This window comes from Nocardia mikamii NBRC 108933, assembly GCF_001613505.1.
In the GTDB taxonomy this organism is placed as follows: domain Bacteria; phylum Actinomycetota; class Actinomycetes; order Mycobacteriales; family Mycobacteriaceae; genus Nocardia; species Nocardia mikamii.
In genome coordinates this window covers 659,743-677,469 of the sequence record NZ_BDCM01000003.1, presented here as the reverse complement: position 1 = coordinate 677,469, position 17,727 = coordinate 659,743, and the positions used below count along the sequence as shown (strand labels likewise).

General features: G+C 67.0%; 16 protein-coding genes. 9 read left to right on the top strand and 7 right to left on the bottom strand.

Going from position 1 to position 17,727, the window contains the following annotated elements; genetic code table 11:
- Positions 1-191 precede the first annotated feature (191 nt).
- The 5 genes from NMI01S_RS04680 to tgt all read left to right on the top strand — a co-directional run bounded on the left by NMI01S_RS04680 (position 192) and on the right by tgt (position 6,519).
- A complete protein-coding gene (locus NMI01S_RS04680; RefSeq protein WP_062994680.1) occupies positions 192-788 on the top strand; it encodes a TetR/AcrR family transcriptional regulator in 597 nt (198 codons plus the stop codon).
- A complete protein-coding gene (locus NMI01S_RS04675; protein ID WP_062994679.1) occupies positions 788-1,273 on the top strand; it encodes an RrF2 family transcriptional regulator in 486 nt (161 codons plus the stop codon). Before NMI01S_RS04680 ends, NMI01S_RS04675 begins: the two co-directional genes overlap by 1 nt.
- A gap of 115 nt (positions 1,274-1,388) precedes the next feature.
- Positions 1,389-3,125: an ABC transporter ATP-binding protein gene (locus NMI01S_RS04670; protein ID WP_062994678.1), complete on the top strand. Its 1,737-nt coding sequence runs from the start codon at positions 1,389-1,391 to the stop codon at positions 3,123-3,125.
- 145 nt (positions 3,126-3,270) lie between these two features.
- On the top strand, positions 3,271-5,217 hold the full coding sequence (locus tag NMI01S_RS04665; protein ID WP_062994677.1) for an ABC transporter ATP-binding protein: 1,947 nt from the start codon (positions 3,271-3,273) through the stop codon (positions 5,215-5,217).
- Between the two features lie 33 nt (positions 5,218-5,250).
- Positions 5,251-6,519, top strand: a complete 1,269-nt coding sequence (gene tgt / locus NMI01S_RS04660) for a tRNA guanosine(34) transglycosylase Tgt (protein WP_062994676.1) — start codon at positions 5,251-5,253, stop codon at positions 6,517-6,519.
- A gap of 28 nt (positions 6,520-6,547) precedes the next feature.
- On the opposite strand, the gene NMI01S_RS04655 is transcribed toward tgt, so the two are convergent.
- On the bottom strand, positions 6,548-7,321 hold the full coding sequence (locus NMI01S_RS04655; RefSeq protein ID WP_036497164.1) for a queuosine precursor transporter: 774 nt from the start codon (positions 7,319-7,321) through the stop codon (positions 6,548-6,550).
- A 49-nt stretch (positions 7,322-7,370) separates the two neighbouring features.
- Between NMI01S_RS04655 and NMI01S_RS04650 the strand changes: the two genes are divergently transcribed.
- Complete coding sequence (locus NMI01S_RS04650) at positions 7,371-7,907, top strand: DUF4190 domain-containing protein (RefSeq protein WP_062994675.1); 537 nt, start codon at positions 7,371-7,373, stop codon at positions 7,905-7,907.
- Positions 7,908-7,949: 42 nt separating this feature from the next.
- Here NMI01S_RS04650 and gluQRS read toward each other — a convergent pair whose 3' ends face one another.
- Together gluQRS and NMI01S_RS04640 are read right to left on the bottom strand one after the other, a co-directional pair.
- Entirely contained in the window at positions 7,950-8,870 is a 921-nt protein-coding gene (gluQRS, locus tag NMI01S_RS04645; RefSeq protein ID WP_062994674.1) for a tRNA glutamyl-Q(34) synthetase GluQRS, read from the bottom strand.
- Complete coding sequence (locus tag NMI01S_RS04640; protein WP_157126044.1) at positions 8,867-9,337, bottom strand: DUF309 domain-containing protein; 471 nt, start codon at positions 9,335-9,337, stop codon at positions 8,867-8,869. The genes gluQRS and NMI01S_RS04640 overlap by 4 nt, the downstream gene beginning before the upstream one ends.
- Positions 9,338-9,735: 398 nt before the next feature.
- Here NMI01S_RS04640 and NMI01S_RS04635 point away from each other — a divergent pair, with 398 nt between their 5' ends.
- On the top strand, positions 9,736-9,945 hold the full coding sequence (locus NMI01S_RS04635; protein ID WP_062994672.1) for a DUF397 domain-containing protein: 210 nt from the start codon (positions 9,736-9,738) through the stop codon (positions 9,943-9,945).
- A gap of 7 nt (positions 9,946-9,952) precedes the next feature.
- Here NMI01S_RS04635 and qcrB read toward each other — a convergent pair whose 3' ends face one another.
- Positions 9,953-11,539, bottom strand: coding sequence for a cytochrome bc1 complex cytochrome b subunit (gene qcrB, locus NMI01S_RS04630; protein ID WP_062994671.1), 1,587 nt, complete (start codon positions 11,537-11,539; stop codon positions 9,953-9,955).
- Positions 11,540-11,666: 127 nt separating this feature from the next.
- Here qcrB and NMI01S_RS04625 point away from each other — a divergent pair, with 127 nt between their 5' ends.
- Together NMI01S_RS04625 and helR are read left to right on the top strand one after the other, a co-directional pair.
- The gene (locus tag NMI01S_RS04625) at positions 11,667-13,124 is read left to right on the top strand and encodes a WS/DGAT/MGAT family O-acyltransferase (protein ID WP_062994670.1); all 1,458 of its coding nucleotides are present in this window, start codon (positions 11,667-11,669) and stop codon (positions 13,122-13,124) included.
- Between the two features lie 197 nt (positions 13,125-13,321).
- A complete protein-coding gene (gene helR / locus NMI01S_RS04620; protein ID WP_062994669.1) occupies positions 13,322-15,523 on the top strand; it encodes an RNA polymerase recycling motor ATPase HelR in 2,202 nt (733 codons plus the stop codon).
- 16 nt (positions 15,524-15,539) lie between these two features.
- Here helR and NMI01S_RS04615 read toward each other — a convergent pair whose 3' ends face one another.
- The 3 genes from NMI01S_RS04615 to NMI01S_RS04605 all read right to left on the bottom strand — a co-directional run bounded on the left by NMI01S_RS04615 (position 15,540) and on the right by NMI01S_RS04605 (position 17,694).
- On the bottom strand, positions 15,540-15,875 hold the full coding sequence (locus tag NMI01S_RS04615; RefSeq protein ID WP_157126028.1) for a hypothetical protein: 336 nt from the start codon (positions 15,873-15,875) through the stop codon (positions 15,540-15,542).
- 235 nt (positions 15,876-16,110) lie between these two features.
- On the bottom strand, positions 16,111-17,001 hold the full coding sequence (locus NMI01S_RS04610; RefSeq protein ID WP_062994668.1) for an RNA polymerase sigma-70 factor: 891 nt from the start codon (positions 16,999-17,001) through the stop codon (positions 16,111-16,113).
- A gap of 90 nt (positions 17,002-17,091) precedes the next feature.
- The gene (locus tag NMI01S_RS04605; protein ID WP_062994667.1) at positions 17,092-17,694 is read right to left on the bottom strand and encodes a TetR/AcrR family transcriptional regulator; all 603 of its coding nucleotides are present in this window, start codon (positions 17,692-17,694) and stop codon (positions 17,092-17,094) included.
- Positions 17,695-17,727: the final 33 nt, after the last annotated feature.

Genomic DNA, 17,727 nt, shown 5'->3' with positions numbered 1-17,727 from the left:
GATAGCTGATTTGCGGTGCTGAGTTCAGGCCCCGTAGACAGCACTACTGCGGACGCCGCACTGCGATCCGCCTCCATCGACGCTTTCTGCCTACCGTGCGGTAGGTAGACTACCCAATCGATAAGCGGAGGAACAACCTCGATTTTCGGGGCGTGCCCTCCGCTTCGATCGGTGGATGAGAGGATCATCGCATGAGCGCCCGAACTACCTCCGGATCAGTTGTCGCAGGTCAGAGCACCAAGGACGCGATTCGTGAGGCGGCGATCCGGCTTTTTTCGAACAAAGGATTCGAGCAGACCAGCCTGCGCGAGGTCGCGGATGCGGTGGGAATCACAAAGGCGTCGCTCTACTATCACTACGCGTCCAAGCTCGATCTGCTGCTCGCGATCATCGAACCGATCTTCGACGACATGAAGCTCGTGGTCGACGAACTCGACGGGGTGCCGCACAGTCCGGCGGGCGCGCGGGAGGTGCTGAACCGCCAGCTCCGGACCCTGTTACGGCACCGCACCGCGGGCGCGATGTGTGTACGCGACACCGTGGCCATCCTCAACGCGATCGGAGATCGGCACCCCGACATGTTCGATATGCACCGGCGTCTGTGTGTCTGGCTGGCCGGGCCCGACCCCTCGCACGAGGCGCAATTGCGGGCCAGTGCCGCCCTGGAGGTGCTGGGCACGGCGCTGTGGTCGAACGAACTCGTGCCCGATGCCGGCGACGAGGTGATCGAGCGAGTCCTGATCGAGGCCGCTCTCGGCGTGCTGAACGGACCGGGTGGACAGCGCTAGTGCACATCTCGGCAAGGATCGATTACGCGGTCCGCATCCTCTTGGAAATCGCTCGCGCACAACCGAATTCGGTGAAGGCGGAGACGATCGCCACGGCGCAGGACATTTCGCCGAAGATTCTGGAATCCATTGCGGCGCAACTGCGCCGGGCCGATCTGGTGGTCAGCCGCCGCGGCCCCGACGGCGGATACCGGCTGGCCCGCCCGGCCGCTGAGATCAGCATCGCCGATGTGATCCGCGCGGTCGAGGGACCGCTGGCCTCGGTGCGCGGCCAGCGTCCCGAGGACGTGGCGTATTCGGGGGTGGCCGAACCGCTACAGCGGGTGTGGATCGCGCTGCGGGTCAATATCCGTGCCGTGCTGGAACAGGTGTCGATCGCCGATATCGCCACCGACGAGCTGCCGGCTTTCGTCGCCGACCTGGTGGCCGATCCCGGTGCCTGGACGCGGCGGCCCGCCCCCGTCCCGCCCGGCGTCGACGCGTAGCCGGGGAGGTGGGGACCGTGCCGGTCGAGCCGGTTTCACCGGTGTCCGGGCCCTCTTTCGCCGAGCGAAAAATCTTGCCGACACCACCCCGGAATGACGGTAGCCTGCACCCATCATGTTGATCAGGTTGCTGCGCGCCTTTCTCGCCCCCTACCGCACCCAGTTGGCGGGGGTTGTTGTGTTGCAGCTCATCTCCGTCATCGCGATGCTCTATCTGCCCAGTCTGAACGCCGACATCATCGACAACGGCGTCACCAAGGGCGATATCGGCTACATCTGGACCACGGGACTCTGGATGCTGCTGGTGTCGGGCGTGCAGATCGTCGCATCGGCGAGTTCGGTCTATCTGGGCGCACAGGCCGCGATGGGTGCGGGGCGGGAGATGCGCGCGGCGCTGCTGCACCGGGTGGGCACCTTCTCCGCCCGCGAGGTCGGCATCTTCGGCGCGCCGTCGCTGATCACCCGCAACACCAACGATGTGCAGCAGGTGCAGCTGCTGGTCGTGATGAGCGTGACCATTTTGGTGATGGCGCCGATCATGTGCATCGGCGGCATCGTGATGGCCCTGCGCCAGGACCTCGGACTCTCCTGGATCCTGCTGGTCGCCGTGCCGCTGCTCGGCCTGACGATGGCGTTGATCATCTCCCGGATGGTTCCCGGATTCCGGCGCGTGCAGGAGCGCATCGACGCGGTGAACCGGGTGCTGCGCGAGCAGATCACCGGTATCCGCGTGGTGCGGGCGTTCGTGCGCGAGCGCTACGAATCGCAGCGTTTCGGCGTGGCCAACGACGAGCTGACCTCGGCCTCGCTGTTCGTGGGCCGGTTGGCCGCGTTGATGTTCCCGGCCGTGATGCTGATCAGCAACGTGACCACGGTCGCGGTGATCTGGTTCGGCGGGCACGCCATCGACTCCGGCAGTATGCAGATCGGTTCGCTGACCGCGCTGCTGTCCTACATCATGCAGATCCTGATGGCGGTCATGATGGCCTCCTTCCTGGCGATGATCGCGCCGCGCGCGGCGGTGTCGGCCGAGCGCATCGCCGAGGTGCTGGAAACCGATTCCTCGGTGGTGCCGCCGGCGCAGCCGCAGGCCTTCGCCGCCGACCCGGGAACCGTCGAGCTGGCCGCCGCGGAATTCGCGTTCCCGGGAGCCGCGGAACCGGTGCTGCGCGATATCAGCTTCCGGGTCTCGCCCGGGCAGACCACCGCGATCGTCGGTTCCACCGGATCCGGTAAGACCACGCTGATCAATCTGATTCCGCGGCTGATCGACGTCACCTCCGGCGTGGTGCGCGTCGGCGGCACCGATGTGCGGCAGGTGGATATGGAGCTGCTGCGCTCGCAGATCGGTCTGGTGCCGCAGAAGGCCTACCTGTTCTCCGGCACCATCGCGGAGAATCTGCGCTACGGCGATCCCGGGGCGACCGACGAACAACTTTGGCACGCACTGGAAATCGCGCAGGCCGCCGATTTCGTGCGGGATATGCCCGAAGGGTTGCAGACCCCCGTCGCCCAGGGCGGCACCACCGTCTCGGGCGGTCAGCGGCAACGGCTCGCCATCGCCCGAGCCCTGGTGAAGAAGCCCAAGATCTACCTGTTCGACGACTGTTTCTCCGCGCTCGACGTCGCCACCGACGCGCGGGTGCGCGACGCGCTGCGTCCGGAGACGCGCGAATCCGCGGTGATCACCGTGGCCCAGCGTGTGTCGACGATCCGCGACGCCGACCAGATCGTCGTCCTCGAGGACGGTGCCATGGTCGGCCTCGGCACCCACGAACAGCTGTTGCGCGAATGCGAGGAGTACCGGGAAATCGTGGAATCGCAGTTCAGTCCGGAAGAGGCGGCGCGATGAGCTACCTTGGCGCAGCTGCTGATCGGGCCGCCCCGGGTGCGGGTGTCCCGCAGAACACAGCAGGCGGCGCGATGAGCTACCTTGGCGCAGCTGCTGATCGGGCCGCCCGGGTGTGGGTGTCCCACAGAACACAGGAGGCGGCGCGATGAGGCCCGGGGGGCCGATGCCGGGTGCTCCCGGGCAGAAGGCGAAATCGTTCGGACCGACGCTGAAGCGGTTGCTGCGCCGCCTGGCTCCGGACCGGGTGGCGGTGATCGCGATCCTGGTGCTGGCCGTCGCGTCGGTCGTCATGAACACCCTGGGGCCGCAGATCCTCGGCAAGGCCACCAACCTCATCTTCGACGGTGTCGTCAGCAAGCAGTTGCCGGCGGGGCTCACCAAGGATCAGGCGGTGGCGTCCCTGCGCGCGCAGGGCCAGGACCGGCTCGCGGACATGATGTCCTCGATGAACATCAACCCCGGTCACGGCGTCGACTTCGGCGCGGTGGGCCAGGTGCTGACGCTGGTTCTGGTGCTGTACGTGCTGGCCGCGCTGTTCAACTGGTTGCAGGCGTATCTGCTGGCCACGGTGATCAACCGCGCGGTGCAGCGGCTGCGCAGCGAGGTGGAGGACAAGATCCACCGGCTGCCGCTGAGCTACTTCGACACCAACGCCCGCGGCGATGTGCTCTCCCGCGTGACCAACGACGTCGACAATGTGGCGCAGAGCCTGCAGCAGACCATGAGCCAGCTGGTCATATCGGTGCTGTCGGTGATCGGCATCCTGATCATGATGTTCTGGATCTCGCCGCTGCTGGCGGTGATCGCACTGCTGACGGTGCCGGCCGCGGTGATCGTCACGGCCCAGATCGCGAAGCGGTCGAAACCGCATTTCGTCGATCAATGGAAGTACACCGGTCTGGTCAACGCGCAGGTCGAGGAGGCCTTCACCGGCCACGAGGTGGTCACGGCATTCGGCCGCATCCGCGAGGTCGGCGAGGAATTCGACAAGCGCAACGACAAGCTCTACCAGGCCAGCTTCAAAGCGCAGTTCATCTCCGGGCTGATCATGCCGGTGATGATGTTCATCGGGAACCTGAACTATGTGCTGATCGCCGTGGTCGGTGGTCTGCGCGTGGCCTCGGGCAGTCTGTCGCTGGGTGAGGTGCAGGCATTCATCCAGTACTCCCGACAGTTCAGCCAGCCGCTCACCCAGATCGGCTCGATGGTCAACCTGCTGCAGTCGGGTGTCGCCTCGGCCGAGCGGATCTTCGAAATCCTCGATGCCGACGAGCAGGTTCCGGATCCGCGTGCGGAGGACCCGCGTCCGATCGATCGCGGCCGGGTCGAATTCGACGCGGTGTCGTTCCGCTACGAGCCCGACAAGCCGGTGATCGACGATCTCTCCCTGGTCGCCGAGCCCGGCCACGTGGTCGCCATCGTGGGACCGACGGGCGCCGGTAAGACGACGCTGGTCAATCTGCTCGAGCGGTTCTACGAACTGGATTCCGGCGCGATCACCATCGACGGGGTCGACATCACCGGCATCGGCCGCGACCGGCTGCGCTCGCGGATCGGCATGGTGTTGCAGGACACCTGGTTGTTCGGCGGCACCATCCGAGAGAACATCGCCTACGGAAATCCGGAGGCGAGCGAAGAGGAGATCCTCGCGGCCGCCCGCGCCGCCTATGTGGACCGCTTCGTCCATTCGCTGCCGCAGGGTTACGCCACGGTGATCGACGAGGAGGGCTCCGGGGTCAGCGCTGGTGAGAAACAGCTGATCACCATCGCCCGCGCCTTCCTGGCCAAGCCGACCATCCTGATCCTCGACGAGGCCACCAGTTCGGTCGACACCCGCACCGAACTACTGGTGCAGCAGGCCATGGCCGCGCTGCGCCGCGATCGCACCAGTTTCGTTATCGCGCACCGGCTTTCGACCATCCGCGATGCCGATCTGATCGTGGTGATGGAGGGCGGCCACATCGTCGAGCAGGGCGCCCACGAGCGGCTGCTGGCCGCCCGCGGCGCCTACTTCCGTCTCTACAACGCGCAGTTCACCGGTGCGGCGATCGATCAGGATCTGGTCGACGAGGAGCCGCTGGACGTGGTGTAGGGGCCGTGGTCACCGGCCTGGCAGGATAGCGGCGTGTCCGATCCCGACCAGTTCTCCTTCACCGTCGGTACGTCGCTACCGGGGCGCCGCGGCGGCGGGCCGCCTGTCAGACACGGCCGCACCGGTGTGATCACCACCCCGCACGGGCAGATCGCCACTCCGGCGTTCATCCCGGTCGGCACCAAGGCCACGGTCAAGGCGGTCCTGCCGGAGGCGATGGCCGAGATCGGCGCGCAGGCCCTGCTCGCCAACGCCTACCACCTGTATCTGCAGCCGGGTTCCGACATCGTGGACGAGGCGGGCGGTCTGGGCCGGTTCATGAACTGGCCGGGCCCCACCTTCACCGACAGCGGCGGATTCCAGGTGATGTCGCTGGGCGTCGGCTTCAAGAAGGTGCTGGCCATGGAGGCCGTCGGCGTGCGGAGCGACGAGGTGATCGCGAAGGGGAAGGAGCGGCTGGCCGTGGTCGACGACGACGGCGTCACCTTCCGCTCTCATCTGGACGGTTCGAGCCACCGGTTCACCCCGGAGGTGTCGATGGGGATCCAGCACCGCCTCGGCGCCGACATCATGTTCGCCTTCGACGAACTGACCACGCTGTTCAATACCCGTGGCTATCAGGAGAAGTCGCTGCGCCGCACGCACGAGTGGGCGCAGCGCTGCATCGACGAACACGAGCGGCTCACCGCCGAACGCGCGCACCGCCCGTATCAGGCGTTGTTCGCGGTGATTCAGGGCGCGCAGTACGAAGATCTGCGCCGCAAGGCATGTCGCGATCTGGACGCGATGCGGGGAAGCGGCGGAACGGGTTTCGACGGTTACGGCATCGGCGGTGCGCTCGAGAAGGCCAATCTCGGCACCATCGTGGGCTGGTGCTGCGACGAACTGCCGCCGGAGAAACCGCGGCATCTGCTGGGTATCAGCGAACCCGAGGACTTCTTCGTCGCGATCGAGAACGGCGCCGACACCTTCGACTGCGTCAATCCGTCCCGCGTCGCGCGCAATGCCGCGATCTATGTGGCCGCCGGCCGATTCAACATCAACACCAGCCGCTTCCGCCGCGATTTCACCCCGATCGACGACACCTGCGACTGCTACACCTGCGCTCATTACACCCGCGCCTATATCCATCACCTGTTCAAGGCGAAGGAGATGCTGGCCGCGACGCTGTGCACGATTCACAACGAGCGCTTCACGATTCGGCTCGTGGACGATATCCGCGCGAGTATCGAGGGCGGGTACTACGACGACTTCAAGGCGGAGTTCCTGGGGCGGTGGCAGGGCCGGATCCGCTTCGACTGAACGGAAAGGCCCTGCCCCCGGTGCCGCGTCAGCTGTAGAGCGCGGGCTTGTCCAGTGGTGCGTAGCTGGGTTCGTGCTTCTTCAGGTAGGCGATGCAGCGGTAGCTGATCGGCATGATCAGCACCTCGCACAGCGTCTTCCATACGAAGCCGACGATCACGTAGTTGATGAACGCGCCCCAGGTGTTGATCCCGATGGCGGTCGCCGCGATCGAGCAGAACACCAGCGTGTCACCGAATTCGCCGGCGACGGTGGAGCCCAGCAGCCGCGCCCACAGATGTTTCTCCTTGGTGCGCTCCTTGATCAGCACCAGCGTCACCGAGTTCAGGAACTGGCCTACCACATAACCGGCGAGCCCGGCGGCGACGAGCTGCGGCGTGGTTCCGGCGACGGTGCGGAAGGCGTCCTGATTCTCGTAGAACCCGGCCGCCGGCAGTCCGATCGCGATCCAGAAGCAGACCACCATCAGAATCAGCATGCCGAAGCCGTAGTAGATGGTGCGGCGGGCGGCCTTGAAGCCGTACACCTCGCTCAGCACGTCGCCGATCACATAGGCGAGCGGAAACAGGAAGAACGCTCCGTCGGTGGTGATCGGCAGGATTTCGATGGGTCCGAGGGACACCTCGTGGCCGGTGAAGAACTGCACGCCCTTGGTCGCGCAGATGTTGGAAATCATCAGCGTCGCCGTGAACAAGGTCACGATCAACGTGAAGGGACCCCCCGCGGCCTGCGCGAATGCTGCGTGTTCGACCGCGGGGCGTCCAGACTCCCCGGTCGGTGTCGTTTCTTGTGTCTCACTCACGACCTGTGCACGATACCGGCAACCGGGCCCGGTGGAATAGGCTGGACCGATGACGAATCCCGGCGATTCCGACGAATGGTGGAAACAGTACGGCGGCGAAGGTGTCTCGTCCGATTCGGGCGGCCACCAGTCGGTTCCGCCGACCCCGTCGCAGCAGCCCACCCCGCCGCCCAATCCGCAGGCCGGGTACTCCTCGGCCCCGCATCAGCAGTCGTCTCCCTACCAGCAGCCGACCCCGCCGCCGCAACAGCAGCAGTCCTATCCGAGCTATCCGCAGCAGCAGCCCTACGGCCAGCCCGGTTACGGCTATCCGGCCGCGACGCCGTATCAGCCCTACGGCTACGCGGCGCCGCAGCAGGGTACCAACGGCCTGGCGATCGGTTCGCTGATCGCGTCGATCCTGGGGCTGTGCACCTGTATCGGATCGATCGTCGGGATCATCCTGGGTGTGATCGCGCTGAACCAGATCAAGGAGCGCGGCGGCCAAGGCCGCGGTATGGCGCTCGGCGGGATCTGGGTCGGTGCCGTCGGCATCGTGCTCACCATCGTGTGGGTGATCGTCAACATCGCGGCGGCGAACTGGTAGGAGCGGCAGTGCGTCCGGAACACCGGACGCACGTTCGCCGGATCAGCTGTGCCGCAGCGGCTCCGGATGTGCGGGGTCCAGAATCCACGGTGCGTGCGGCACCGTCGCCGGAGTGAACTGATCCAGCAGTGCTCGCGGTGTCTCGCCCCGCAGGCCGAGCGAGGCCGCGAGCATGGTGAAAACCTGACGCGGCGTCTCGCCGAGAGCTGTTCTGTCGCGCAGGGTTACGGCCCCGTCGCGCTTGGCCAGTCGCGCGCCGTCGGTGTTGAGCACCAGCGGGACGTGCGCGTACGCGGGTACGGCGAGTCCGAGGACCGTGGCCAGATAGGCTTGCCGCGGTGTCGAGGGCAGCAGATCGTCACCGCGAACGACCTGGTCGAAGCCCTGTGCCGCATCGTCGACCACGACCGCGAGATTGTAGGCCGCCGTTCCGTCGCCACGCCGCAGCACGAAATCGTCGACCAGCCCTCGGTACCGGCCGTGGATCTCGTCGGTGATCTCGAATTCCGTTGTCTGTGAGCGCAACCGCAGTGCGGCGGGCCGGCCCTCGGCGCGCTTGGCCGCTCGCTGCGCCTCGGTGAGGTCGCGGCAGGTTCCCGGGTAGGCGCCCATCGGGCCGTGCGGTGCGGAGACGGCCTTCTGGATCTCTTTTCGCGTGCAATAACATTCGTAGGTCATTCCGGCCGCGCCGAGTCGCTCGATCGCCGCCGCGTAGCGCGGGGCGCGGTCCGATTGCCGGACCACCTCGCCGTCCCAGTCCAGTCCGATCGCGGCCAGATCTTCGAGCTGGCGCTGCTCCGCACCCGCCCGCACCCGGTCCAGGTCTTCGATGCGCAGCCGGAAATTGCGGGCCGTGCTGCGGGCGAACAGCCATGCCAGCAGGGCGGTGCGGAGATTGCCCAGATGCAGATCGCCGGAGGGGCTGGGGGCGAAGCGGCCGGCGCCGGCGGTGTGCGGAATCATCCGCGCAGCCGGGGGCACAGCGCGTCCTCCGGAATCTCGCGGCCGGCATCCAGATCCGCCAGCAGCCCCTCGGCATGTGCGACGAGCCCGGCCGCATCGATGCCGTACGGCGGCGACGGCGTGGCCGACAACCGGCCGATCGCCCGCTCGAGCAGGGTGCGAGCGCCCTTCGGATTACCGCGCTGGATGTGGGTGAGGCCCACCGCGTACTGGGCCAGACCCTGCCACAGCATCCTTTCCGCGAACGGTCCGTTCTTCCATGCCGCCTCCAGCACCTCGTGTGCGTTGAAGGCCAGTCCGTCGTCCAGGAGGCGTTGGGCATAGTCCAGGGTTTCGGCCGGTGGGAGGTCGAGATCATCCGGAATACGGGCGACGCCCACGCTACCGGGCGGTAGTGGTCGCCCGAACCGGTCTCGAGGACGGGCATTTCGGGCGTGTCCGGCATCGTCGCGATCTCGTTCCACCACTACTCCATGATCCATACCGAGCAACCGCACGGTTTATCCGGGGCAGGGCACGGCCGCGGATGGGAGAATTTCCCGGGCCAGTTTTGTTTAGCGGATCATTCTCCGGTCATTTGGCAATTATCCCGCTATTAGTGAACGGGAATTCTTTACCAGCAATTCGAGTGATTGAAAGTGAAAAGACGCGGGACAGCGATTGTGGGTGCTGCTAGGGTGCTCTCCCGGGATCAATGCGAGGACGCACCACGGCGGTGCGTGCCTCGTGAACCAGTCCGTTCATCGAGTAGTTCGTGCGCTATGACCAGGCGCATTGTGGAGCCGTCGAGTCTCGAGAAGTCCGGGTCCGGCGACGAGGGAAGCACTATTGTCGCGTTATCTACGGTGGTAAAGGAGAGGTTGAGGTGAAGGTTGATTCGACCGGTGCGGTGTGGCGCAAGAGTAAATACAGCGGTCCCGACGGAAACTGTGTCGAGGTCGCATTTCTGGGGGACGGCAATGTCGGGGTTCGCGATACCAAAGACTGCGGCCGCGGGCCGATTCTGGCTTTCACACCCGGCGAGTGGGATGCGTTCGTCTCGGGTGTGACCGACGGGAAGCTGGGTTCCGCCTGAGCGACCGTCAGTGTGGCCGATCCTGATGGTCGCGCAGTGCGGCCGTCAGGCGGCGCTCTTGCTCGTGTGTGGCCGCAGCGACGCGTTCCCGCTGTCCGGACGGATCGGGTCGCAGGAAGCCGCCGCTGCCGGACGCCCCGGACAGGCCCAGCCGGTTGACCTTCTTCGGAACCGGCGCGCCCTGATATTCCAGCGGCACCGGCTGCCCGGCACGATCCACTGGTCCGAGCGGTTGATGGATTTCGATGTACTCGCCGTGCGGCAGCCGGCGCAGGATGCCGGTTTCGATGCCGTGGGCCAGGACGGCCCGGTCCGCGCGCTGCAACGCCAGGCACATCCGGTACGCGAGAAAGTAGGCGAGCGGTGGAACGAGCAGCAGCGCGATCCGGAAGAACCACGTCGTGGCATTGAGCGAGATATCGAATTTCAGCGCGATGATGTCGTTGACGCAGGCCAGTGTCAGGACCAGATAGAAGGCGAGGGCCATCGCGCCGATCGCGGTGCGCACCGGCACATCGCGCGGGCGTTGCAGCAGATTGTGTGACGCACGGTCGCGCGTGAGCCGCTTCTCGATCCACGGATAGCCGATCAGCAGGGCGAACACGAGCGTCATCACGACCGCCACCGCGAATGCGCTCGGCACGGTATGCCCGAACAGATACAGCTCCCACGGCGGGAACAGGCGCAGGAAACCGTCGGTCCACATCAGGTAGAAATCGGGTTGGGTGCCGGCCGAGACGTGGGAAGGGTTGTAGGGACCCAGATTCCAGATCGGATTGATCTGCAGCAGCCCGCCCATGGTCGCGACCACGGCGAGGGTGAACATGAAGAACGCGCCCTGATCCAGGACGAAGACGGGCACGATCCGCGTGCCCACCACGTTCTTCTCGGTGCGCGCCGGCCCGGGGAACTGCGTGTGCTTCTGATACCAGACGATGGCGATGTGCGCGGCGATCAATGCCAGCATGATGCCGGGCAGGAGCAGCACGTGCGCGATGTACAGGCGCGGAAGGATGATCGTGCCCGGGAAGTCGCCCCCGAACATCAACCAGTGCAGCCAGGTGCCGATCAGCGGAATACCCATGGTGATTCCGGCGAACGCCGCCCGCAGGCCCGTTCCGGACAGCAGATCGTCGGGCAGCGAGTAGCCGAAGAAGCCCTCGAACATCGCCAGGATCAGCAACAACGAGCCGATCACCCAATTGCCCTCGCGTGGTTTGCGAAACGCGCCGGTGAAGAATATGCGGCACAGATGCACGACGATCGAGGTGGCGAAAAGCAATGCGGCCCAATGATGCACCTGCCGCACGAACAGGCCGCCGCGCACCTCGAACGAGAGATTCAGCGCCGATTCGTAGGCCCGCGACATCGATACGCCCCGCAACGGCTGGTAGGAGCCCTGATACACGACCTCGGTCATCGACGGATCGAAGAACAGTGTCAGATAGACGCCCGACAGCAGCAGAATGACGAAGCTGTAGAGCGCGATCTCCCCGAGCAGGAACGACCAGTGTGTCGGAAAGACCTTGTTGATGGATCTTCTGAGGAAGGGCGCCGCGCGGAATCTCTCGTCGGCGCCGTCCGGGATTGCCATGGCACTCACCCCGCCCCGGGTGTATGAGAGTGGTCGAGACTGTCTACTACAGAGCGTAGCACTCGAGTTGACCTGCGTCGATAGCGTCGGTGCGGGAATTGTGGACGGATGTGGATATCGTCGGCGGGTGGATCTACTGACGCCGCAGGATGCCACCAGGTTCTGGCTGTCGCGCCGAGCCTGCAACGACCTGTACCTGCTCTACTGCTTCGACGACACCGGACGGTCCGCGGACGCGCTGCGGGCAGCGGTGATCGCGCGCAGCGCCGAAATCCCGGATTTGCGCGTCCGGATCCGCGAACATCGCTTCGCCTATCCCGCCTGGGAGCCTGCGGATTTCGATGACGCGCAGGTCGTCGTCCACACGCTCGCGGAGTCGCTGTGGACGACTGTGGAAGCTTCACTGGGGGAGATTCTCGGGGAAGCGGTACCGGCGCGGCGATACACCTGGCGCGTTCATCTGTATCGCGGAATCCGGGACGCACCGGGTGGCTCCATGCCCGCACTCGTTGTGGTGCTGCAACTTTCGCATGCGCTGGCCGACGGGCAACGGGCCGCCACCATCGCGCGCGAGTTGTTGCGGGGTCTGGATACGGCAGCGCGGGGGGACGCCGATTTCGGTGGCGGTTCGGGCGACACGGGTTCACCCGTCGATGCGGTTTCGCCGGACGGTTCGGCGGTGAATCGGCACCACCGCGGGTGGATCCGCCCCGACCTCGGGCGAAGCGCGAAAACTCTCGCTGTCGAGGCGATCTCGCTGGTGTCGTTTCTGCCCCGGATGGCGCGCACGGTGCGGCGGGGCCTTGTCGCGGCTCGTGCGGATCGGGAACTGCACAGCCTCGCCGAGGCAGGTGAGATTCCGCCCGCCGCACCGAACTTCGCTCCCACCGCACTGAACCGCCCGCCGGCGCCCGCGCGTCGGGTCGTCCGCGTGATCGCGGGGGAGCAGCTGCACGTTCCCGGGTACACGGTCACGGTCGTCGCGTTGACCGCGATATCCGTCGCGATGAGTCGCTATCTCGCCCTCCACGGCGAATCCGGCGACCCGTTGGGTGCGCAGGTCTCGATGGCCGGGCCCGTGTCGGCCGATCGAAAAGCGGTCCCGCGCAACAACTATCGCGACCTCGGCGTCGATCTGTGCGCCTCGGAATCGGACCTGCCTCTGCGGGCGCGCCGCATCGCCGCGGCGCTGGCCGAACGACGAGTCCGCGCCACGCATCCGCTGCAGTCCGCGCGCGACCGCGTCACCGACGCGATCCCCGCCCCGGTTCTCCGTCGCGATATCGCTGGCTACCCGCTGGACCTGGTCCCCGAGCGGATATCGGGTCATACGGTGCTGTCCAGCGTCCACCGCGGCGAGGCGGATCTGTCGATCGCCGGCGGGGTGGTCCGCTTCACCGCCGGTTTCCCCGCCCTCGGCGCGGTGATGCATCTGACCCACGGCCTGCACGGGCTGGGAACGACGGTCACCCTGTCCATCCACGCCGACCCTCAGGTGGTGGATGTGGACGACTACGCGAACATGGTGCGGGCCGCGGTCCGCGAGGTGGCCACGCAGCTCACGGGAGACCGATCCGAGGGGTAGGAGAGACGGAAGAGGGCTCCGCACCTCTTTCCATATTCAATATATAGCGGAGTGGGGGGCTTGCGGCAAGGCCCCGGTTGTGCCGCACAATGTCCCGCCGAGGCCGTGTACCTGCGAAAACGGGAGGAGACGCGCAGCGGCCGAGACGGACACAGGTGTCCACATGAACCATGTCGAGCCAGGGAAGTGAGGGACACATGTCGGATCCGGGGTACCAGGACGAGTTGCGTGCCGAACAGGAGTACGTGTCCGGGCTCTACGCGCGACTTGACGGCGAGCGCGCCGAGGCGAAGCGCCGCTACGCGGCGGCGTTGCGCGGCAACGGGGGTGCGCTGGTGGATCGCGATGTGGAGGTGCGGACGCTGGCGCGCGAGGTGAAGCGGTTGGACGTGGCCGACAACGGATTGTGTTTCGGCCGATTGGACAGCGACTCCGGCGAGCGCTCGTATATCGGCCGGATCGGGCTGTTCGACCAGGACGACGACTTCGAGCCGTTGCTGCTGGACTGGCGGGCCCCGGCGGCACGCGCGTTCTACACCGCCACCGCCGCCAGCCCGGAGCAGATGCGCCGGCGCCGCCAGTTCCATTCCCGTGGGCGTCGCGTCGTCGACTACACCGACGAGATCTTCGGCCGCCCGGGGGCCGGGGAGCGCAGGGATGCGGCGCTGCTCGCGGCGGTCGACGCGCCTCGCGGCGAGGGGATGCGCGACATCGTCGCGACCATCCAGGCCGAACAGGACGAGATCATCCGGCTCGATCATCCCGGCGTACTGGTGATCGAGGGCGGTCCCGGGACCGGCAAGACGGTGGTGGCGCTGCACCGCGTCGCCTATCTGCTCTACACCCAGCGCGAGCAGATGGAACGTCACGGCGTGCTCGTGGTCGGCCCCAATCCGGCCTTCCTGCGCCATATCGATCGGGTGCTGCCGTCGCTCGGCGAAACCAACGTCGTCTTCACCACCACGGGCGATCTGGTGCCGGGCCTGCACGTCACCGCCGAGGACACTCCGGATGCGGTGCGCGTCAAGGGTTCGCTGCGCATGCTGGATGTGCTCGCGGCCGCGGTCGCGGACCGGCAGTGCCTGCCGGCGGAACCGCTGACCATCGAATTGGCCGATGTCACGGCGCGCATCGACGCGGCGACCGCGGAATGGGCGCGGGAGGAGGCGCGTACGAGCGGTCTGCCGCACAACGAGGCGCGTGCGGTGTTCCGCGAGATCGTCACCTATGTGATCACCGAGCGCGCGATCGCCCGGATCGGCAAGGGCTGGATCACCCGTGACGACCGGGAGGCGTGGGAGAACCTGCGCGCCGACCTCGTCGCCGAGCTCGCCGAGAGTGAGCAGTTCACCGCCGCGCTCGACCGGCTCTGGCCCGTGCTCACCCCGGAAAAGCTGTTGGCCGAGCTGTTTTCGTCGTCGGAGCGGCTGCGCGCGGCAGGCGCCGACCCGGCCCTGTGGCGTGCCGACGGCGGCGCGTGGACGGTGTCGGATGTACCGCTGCTCGACGAATTGGTCGACCTGCTGGGCCGGGAGAAGCCGGTGGACGACACCGCGGAACGCGAACGCGCGGCCGAAGCCCGATATGCCGCAGGCGTCTTGGAGCTCATGACCGGGCGCGAGGACTCGATGGACGACGAGGACCACCTCTTCGCCACCGACCTGCTCTACGCCGAGGACCTCGCCGACCGATTCGCCGATCGCGACACCCGCGATCTCGCCGAACGAGCTGCCGCCGATCGGGATTGGACCTATCGCCACATCGTGGTCGACGAGGCGCAGGAACTCTCCGAGATGGATTGGCGGGTGCTGATGCGGCGGTGTCCGGGCCGCTCCTTCACCGTGGTCGGCGATCTCGCCCAGCGTAGGTCGACCGCCGGTGCGACGTCGTGGGATGCCGTGCTCGAGCCCTATGTCCCCGGCCGGTGGCGCTACCGCTCGCTCACCGTGAACTACCGCACGCCGGCGGAGATCATGGCGGTCGCCGCCGCAGTACTCGCCGAGTTCGCTCCGGCTGTGCGCCCGCCCGAGTCGGTGCGCGCCTGTGGCGTGCGCCCGTGGTCGCGCCGAGTGGACGAGAACGAATTGGCCTCCGCCATAGAGGAATTCGTTCGCGACGAGGAAGGCCGTGAGGGCACCGCCGTCGTGATCGGCCCGCCCGGACTGCCCGGAACGGTCCCGGCGTCGGAGACCAAGGGCCTCGAGTTCGATGCCGTCCTCGTCGTGGAACCCGAGCGCATCCTCGCCGACGGGCCGCGTGGCGCGGCCGAACTCTACGTGGCCCTCACTCGCGCGACCCAGCGGCTCGGAGTGCTGCACCGAGCCCCGCTGCCCGCGGCACTCACCGGTCTGGTCCCGGTCGGCGCGCCCGCGGCGGCCGGAAATCGACGCTCCGCGTAGCGATGTCGCGGGCCGTCTACTCGGGCGGCCCGCACCCGCCGCGCATGATCAGCGCATGCGCCGGACACCATTGGGTCACCGGTAATCGACTGCGCCCGTTCCCGGTGCGCAACTCGAATTCCACCAGCCCCAACCACGTTCCGTCCGCCGCTCGCGCCCAGGCATGCAAACGCCCCGGAATACGCCCCGTGATCTCGAGCCCACCCGCCCGCACCGGTCCCGCCACCGCCTCGTGTCCGGCCATCCGTGGATACGTGGGGATAGCGGCAGCCACGTCCACCAGCACCGGCATCGGCGGAACCACCACCCGATGCAACGCGAACTCCCCCTTCTCCGGCCAATGCTCGAACATGTGTTCGATCATAAACCGGAGCGCCGACAAATAGCTCGTGGTTTCCGAGTGTCATCGAGCCCGGAATTCCAAGGCGGTCCGCCCGTCCGCCGCCGGGGCCGAGGTCACCAGGGCCAGGCCACATCGCGCACCGAGCTCGGCTGGCTCCGTACCGTCTGTTCGATCACCACCTATCCGCCGCTACCGCAGCCGCCACCGAATTTCGTTGTGGCGCAGGGGCTGTGCGCGCTCCGCCTCAGCGGCTGACCGTGATCTGCTGTTCGACGCGCGAGAGCTTCTCCGGATTGCGGACCACGTAGAGGCCGGTGATGCGGCCGTCGTCGAGTCGCATCGCCACCACGTCGTCGATGCGTCCGTCGATCCGCACGATCAGCGCGGGGCAGCCGTTGATCTGCACCGCTTCGACGGTCGCCTCGGCGCGCAGTCGTGGCAGTCCGGTGCGCAGGGCACGTGCGACCCGGTCGGCGCCCGCGATCGGGCGCAGGACCGCCTGGACCACGCCGCCGCCGTCGCCGAGCAGCACCACGTCGGGAGCCAGCATGTCGACGAGATTCTGGAGGTCGCCGGTTTCGATGGCGTGCTGGAAGGCTTCGACGGCCCGGCGGGATTCGTCGGCGGACACCGCCCCGCGAGGGCGGCGCGCGGCGACGTGAGCCCGTGCGCGGTGGGCGATCTGGCGCACGGCGGCGGATGTCTTGTCGACGGCCGCGGCGATCTCGTCGTAGCTCAGATCGAACACCTCGCGCAGCACGAACACCGCACGTTCCGTCGGTGCGAGGGTTTCCAGAACCAGCAGCATCGCCATCGACACGCTGTCGGCCAGTTCGACGTCCTCGGCCACATCGGGCGCGGTCAGCAGCGGTTCCGGCAGCCACGGGCCGACGTAGGACTCCTTGCGGCGGCCGAGCGTGCGGAGCCGGGTCAACGCCTGGCGGGTGACGATCCGGACCAGGTACGCACGCTGGTCACGCACCTCGTCGAGGTCCACGTCCACCCATCGCAACCAGGTCTCCTGCAGGACGTCCTCGGCGTCGGCCGCCGAACCGAGCATTTCGTAGGCAACCGTGAACAGCAGGTTGCGGTGGGTGACGAACGCTTCGGTGGCGCCGTCGATGCGCTCGCTCATGGGTGGCTCCTGTCCCTGCTCTGTCGGCTCCGGCACCTCACGAGACGCTCGCCGGCCGCGCGATGTGACACCGCCTGCCAGTGATGTGCGTCACTGTGACCGTCCGGCGATGGCCGGGGCGACCCATGTCGTGAGATAGCGACGTAGTTCGGCGCCACCCCGGGGCGGGCGGCCCGGGTCCACGACGAACGACTGCACGATGCGAAGCATATGTTCGACGAGTTCGTCCAGATCGGCGCCGGACAATCCGGCCGTGGTCCAGTCGACGGCGAAGCGCTGCAGGATCGATCGGCCGAATGTCAGTGCGGTGTCGGAGGTTACGCCCGCGGAGAAGGCCCCGGCGCGGCCGGGGGTGAGCAGCAGGTTGAGGTATTTCTCGTGTGGTAGCCGTTCGAGGGTGTAGGCGATGCCCTCGACCACCGCCGTCGCGGGGTCGCGGATGTCGCTCAGATGCTCGGCCAGCACGTCGAGGAAATGTCCCGTCTGCGCGACGGCCGTCGCGGTCAGAAGGCCCTCGGCGCTGGGGAAGTAGCGGTACACGGTCTGACGGGTGACGCCGAGTTCCCGCGCGACCTCGGCGATGCTGAATTCGCTGCCGGATCGATCGATCGCGGTGCGGGCGGCGGCAAGGATCCGTGCGACGGCTTCGTCGTCGTTCGCGGGCGTCGCCCCCGCCCAGCCGTGCGTGCGCACCGATCGCCTGTCCCTTCCTCGAATCGTGGTGGA

Bases quoted from the DNA above. Each gene is read 5' to 3' on its own strand.
- NMI01S_RS04665 (WP_062994677.1), top strand. From the start codon at position 3,271: ATGAGGCCCGGGGGGCCGATGCCGGGTGCTCCCGGGCAGAAGGCGAAA.
- qcrB (WP_062994671.1), bottom strand. From the start codon at position 11,539: ATGGCAATCCCGGACGGCGCCGACGAGAGATTCCGCGCGGCGCCCTTC.
- NMI01S_RS04680 (WP_062994680.1), top strand. From the start codon at position 192: ATGAGCGCCCGAACTACCTCCGGATCAGTTGTCGCAGGTCAGAGCACC.
- helR (WP_062994669.1), top strand. From the start codon at position 13,322: ATGTCGGATCCGGGGTACCAGGACGAGTTGCGTGCCGAACAGGAGTAC.
- NMI01S_RS04650 (WP_062994675.1), top strand. From the start codon at position 7,371: ATGACGAATCCCGGCGATTCCGACGAATGGTGGAAACAGTACGGCGGC.
- NMI01S_RS04670 (WP_062994678.1), top strand. From the start codon at position 1,389: ATGTTGATCAGGTTGCTGCGCGCCTTTCTCGCCCCCTACCGCACCCAG.
- NMI01S_RS04615 (WP_157126028.1), bottom strand. From the start codon at position 15,875: ATGTTCGAGCATTGGCCGGAGAAGGGGGAGTTCGCGTTGCATCGGGTG.
- gluQRS (WP_062994674.1), bottom strand. From the start codon at position 8,870: ATGATTCCGCACACCGCCGGCGCCGGCCGCTTCGCCCCCAGCCCCTCC.
- NMI01S_RS04610 (WP_062994668.1), bottom strand. From the start codon at position 17,001: ATGAGCGAGCGCATCGACGGCGCCACCGAAGCGTTCGTCACCCACCGC.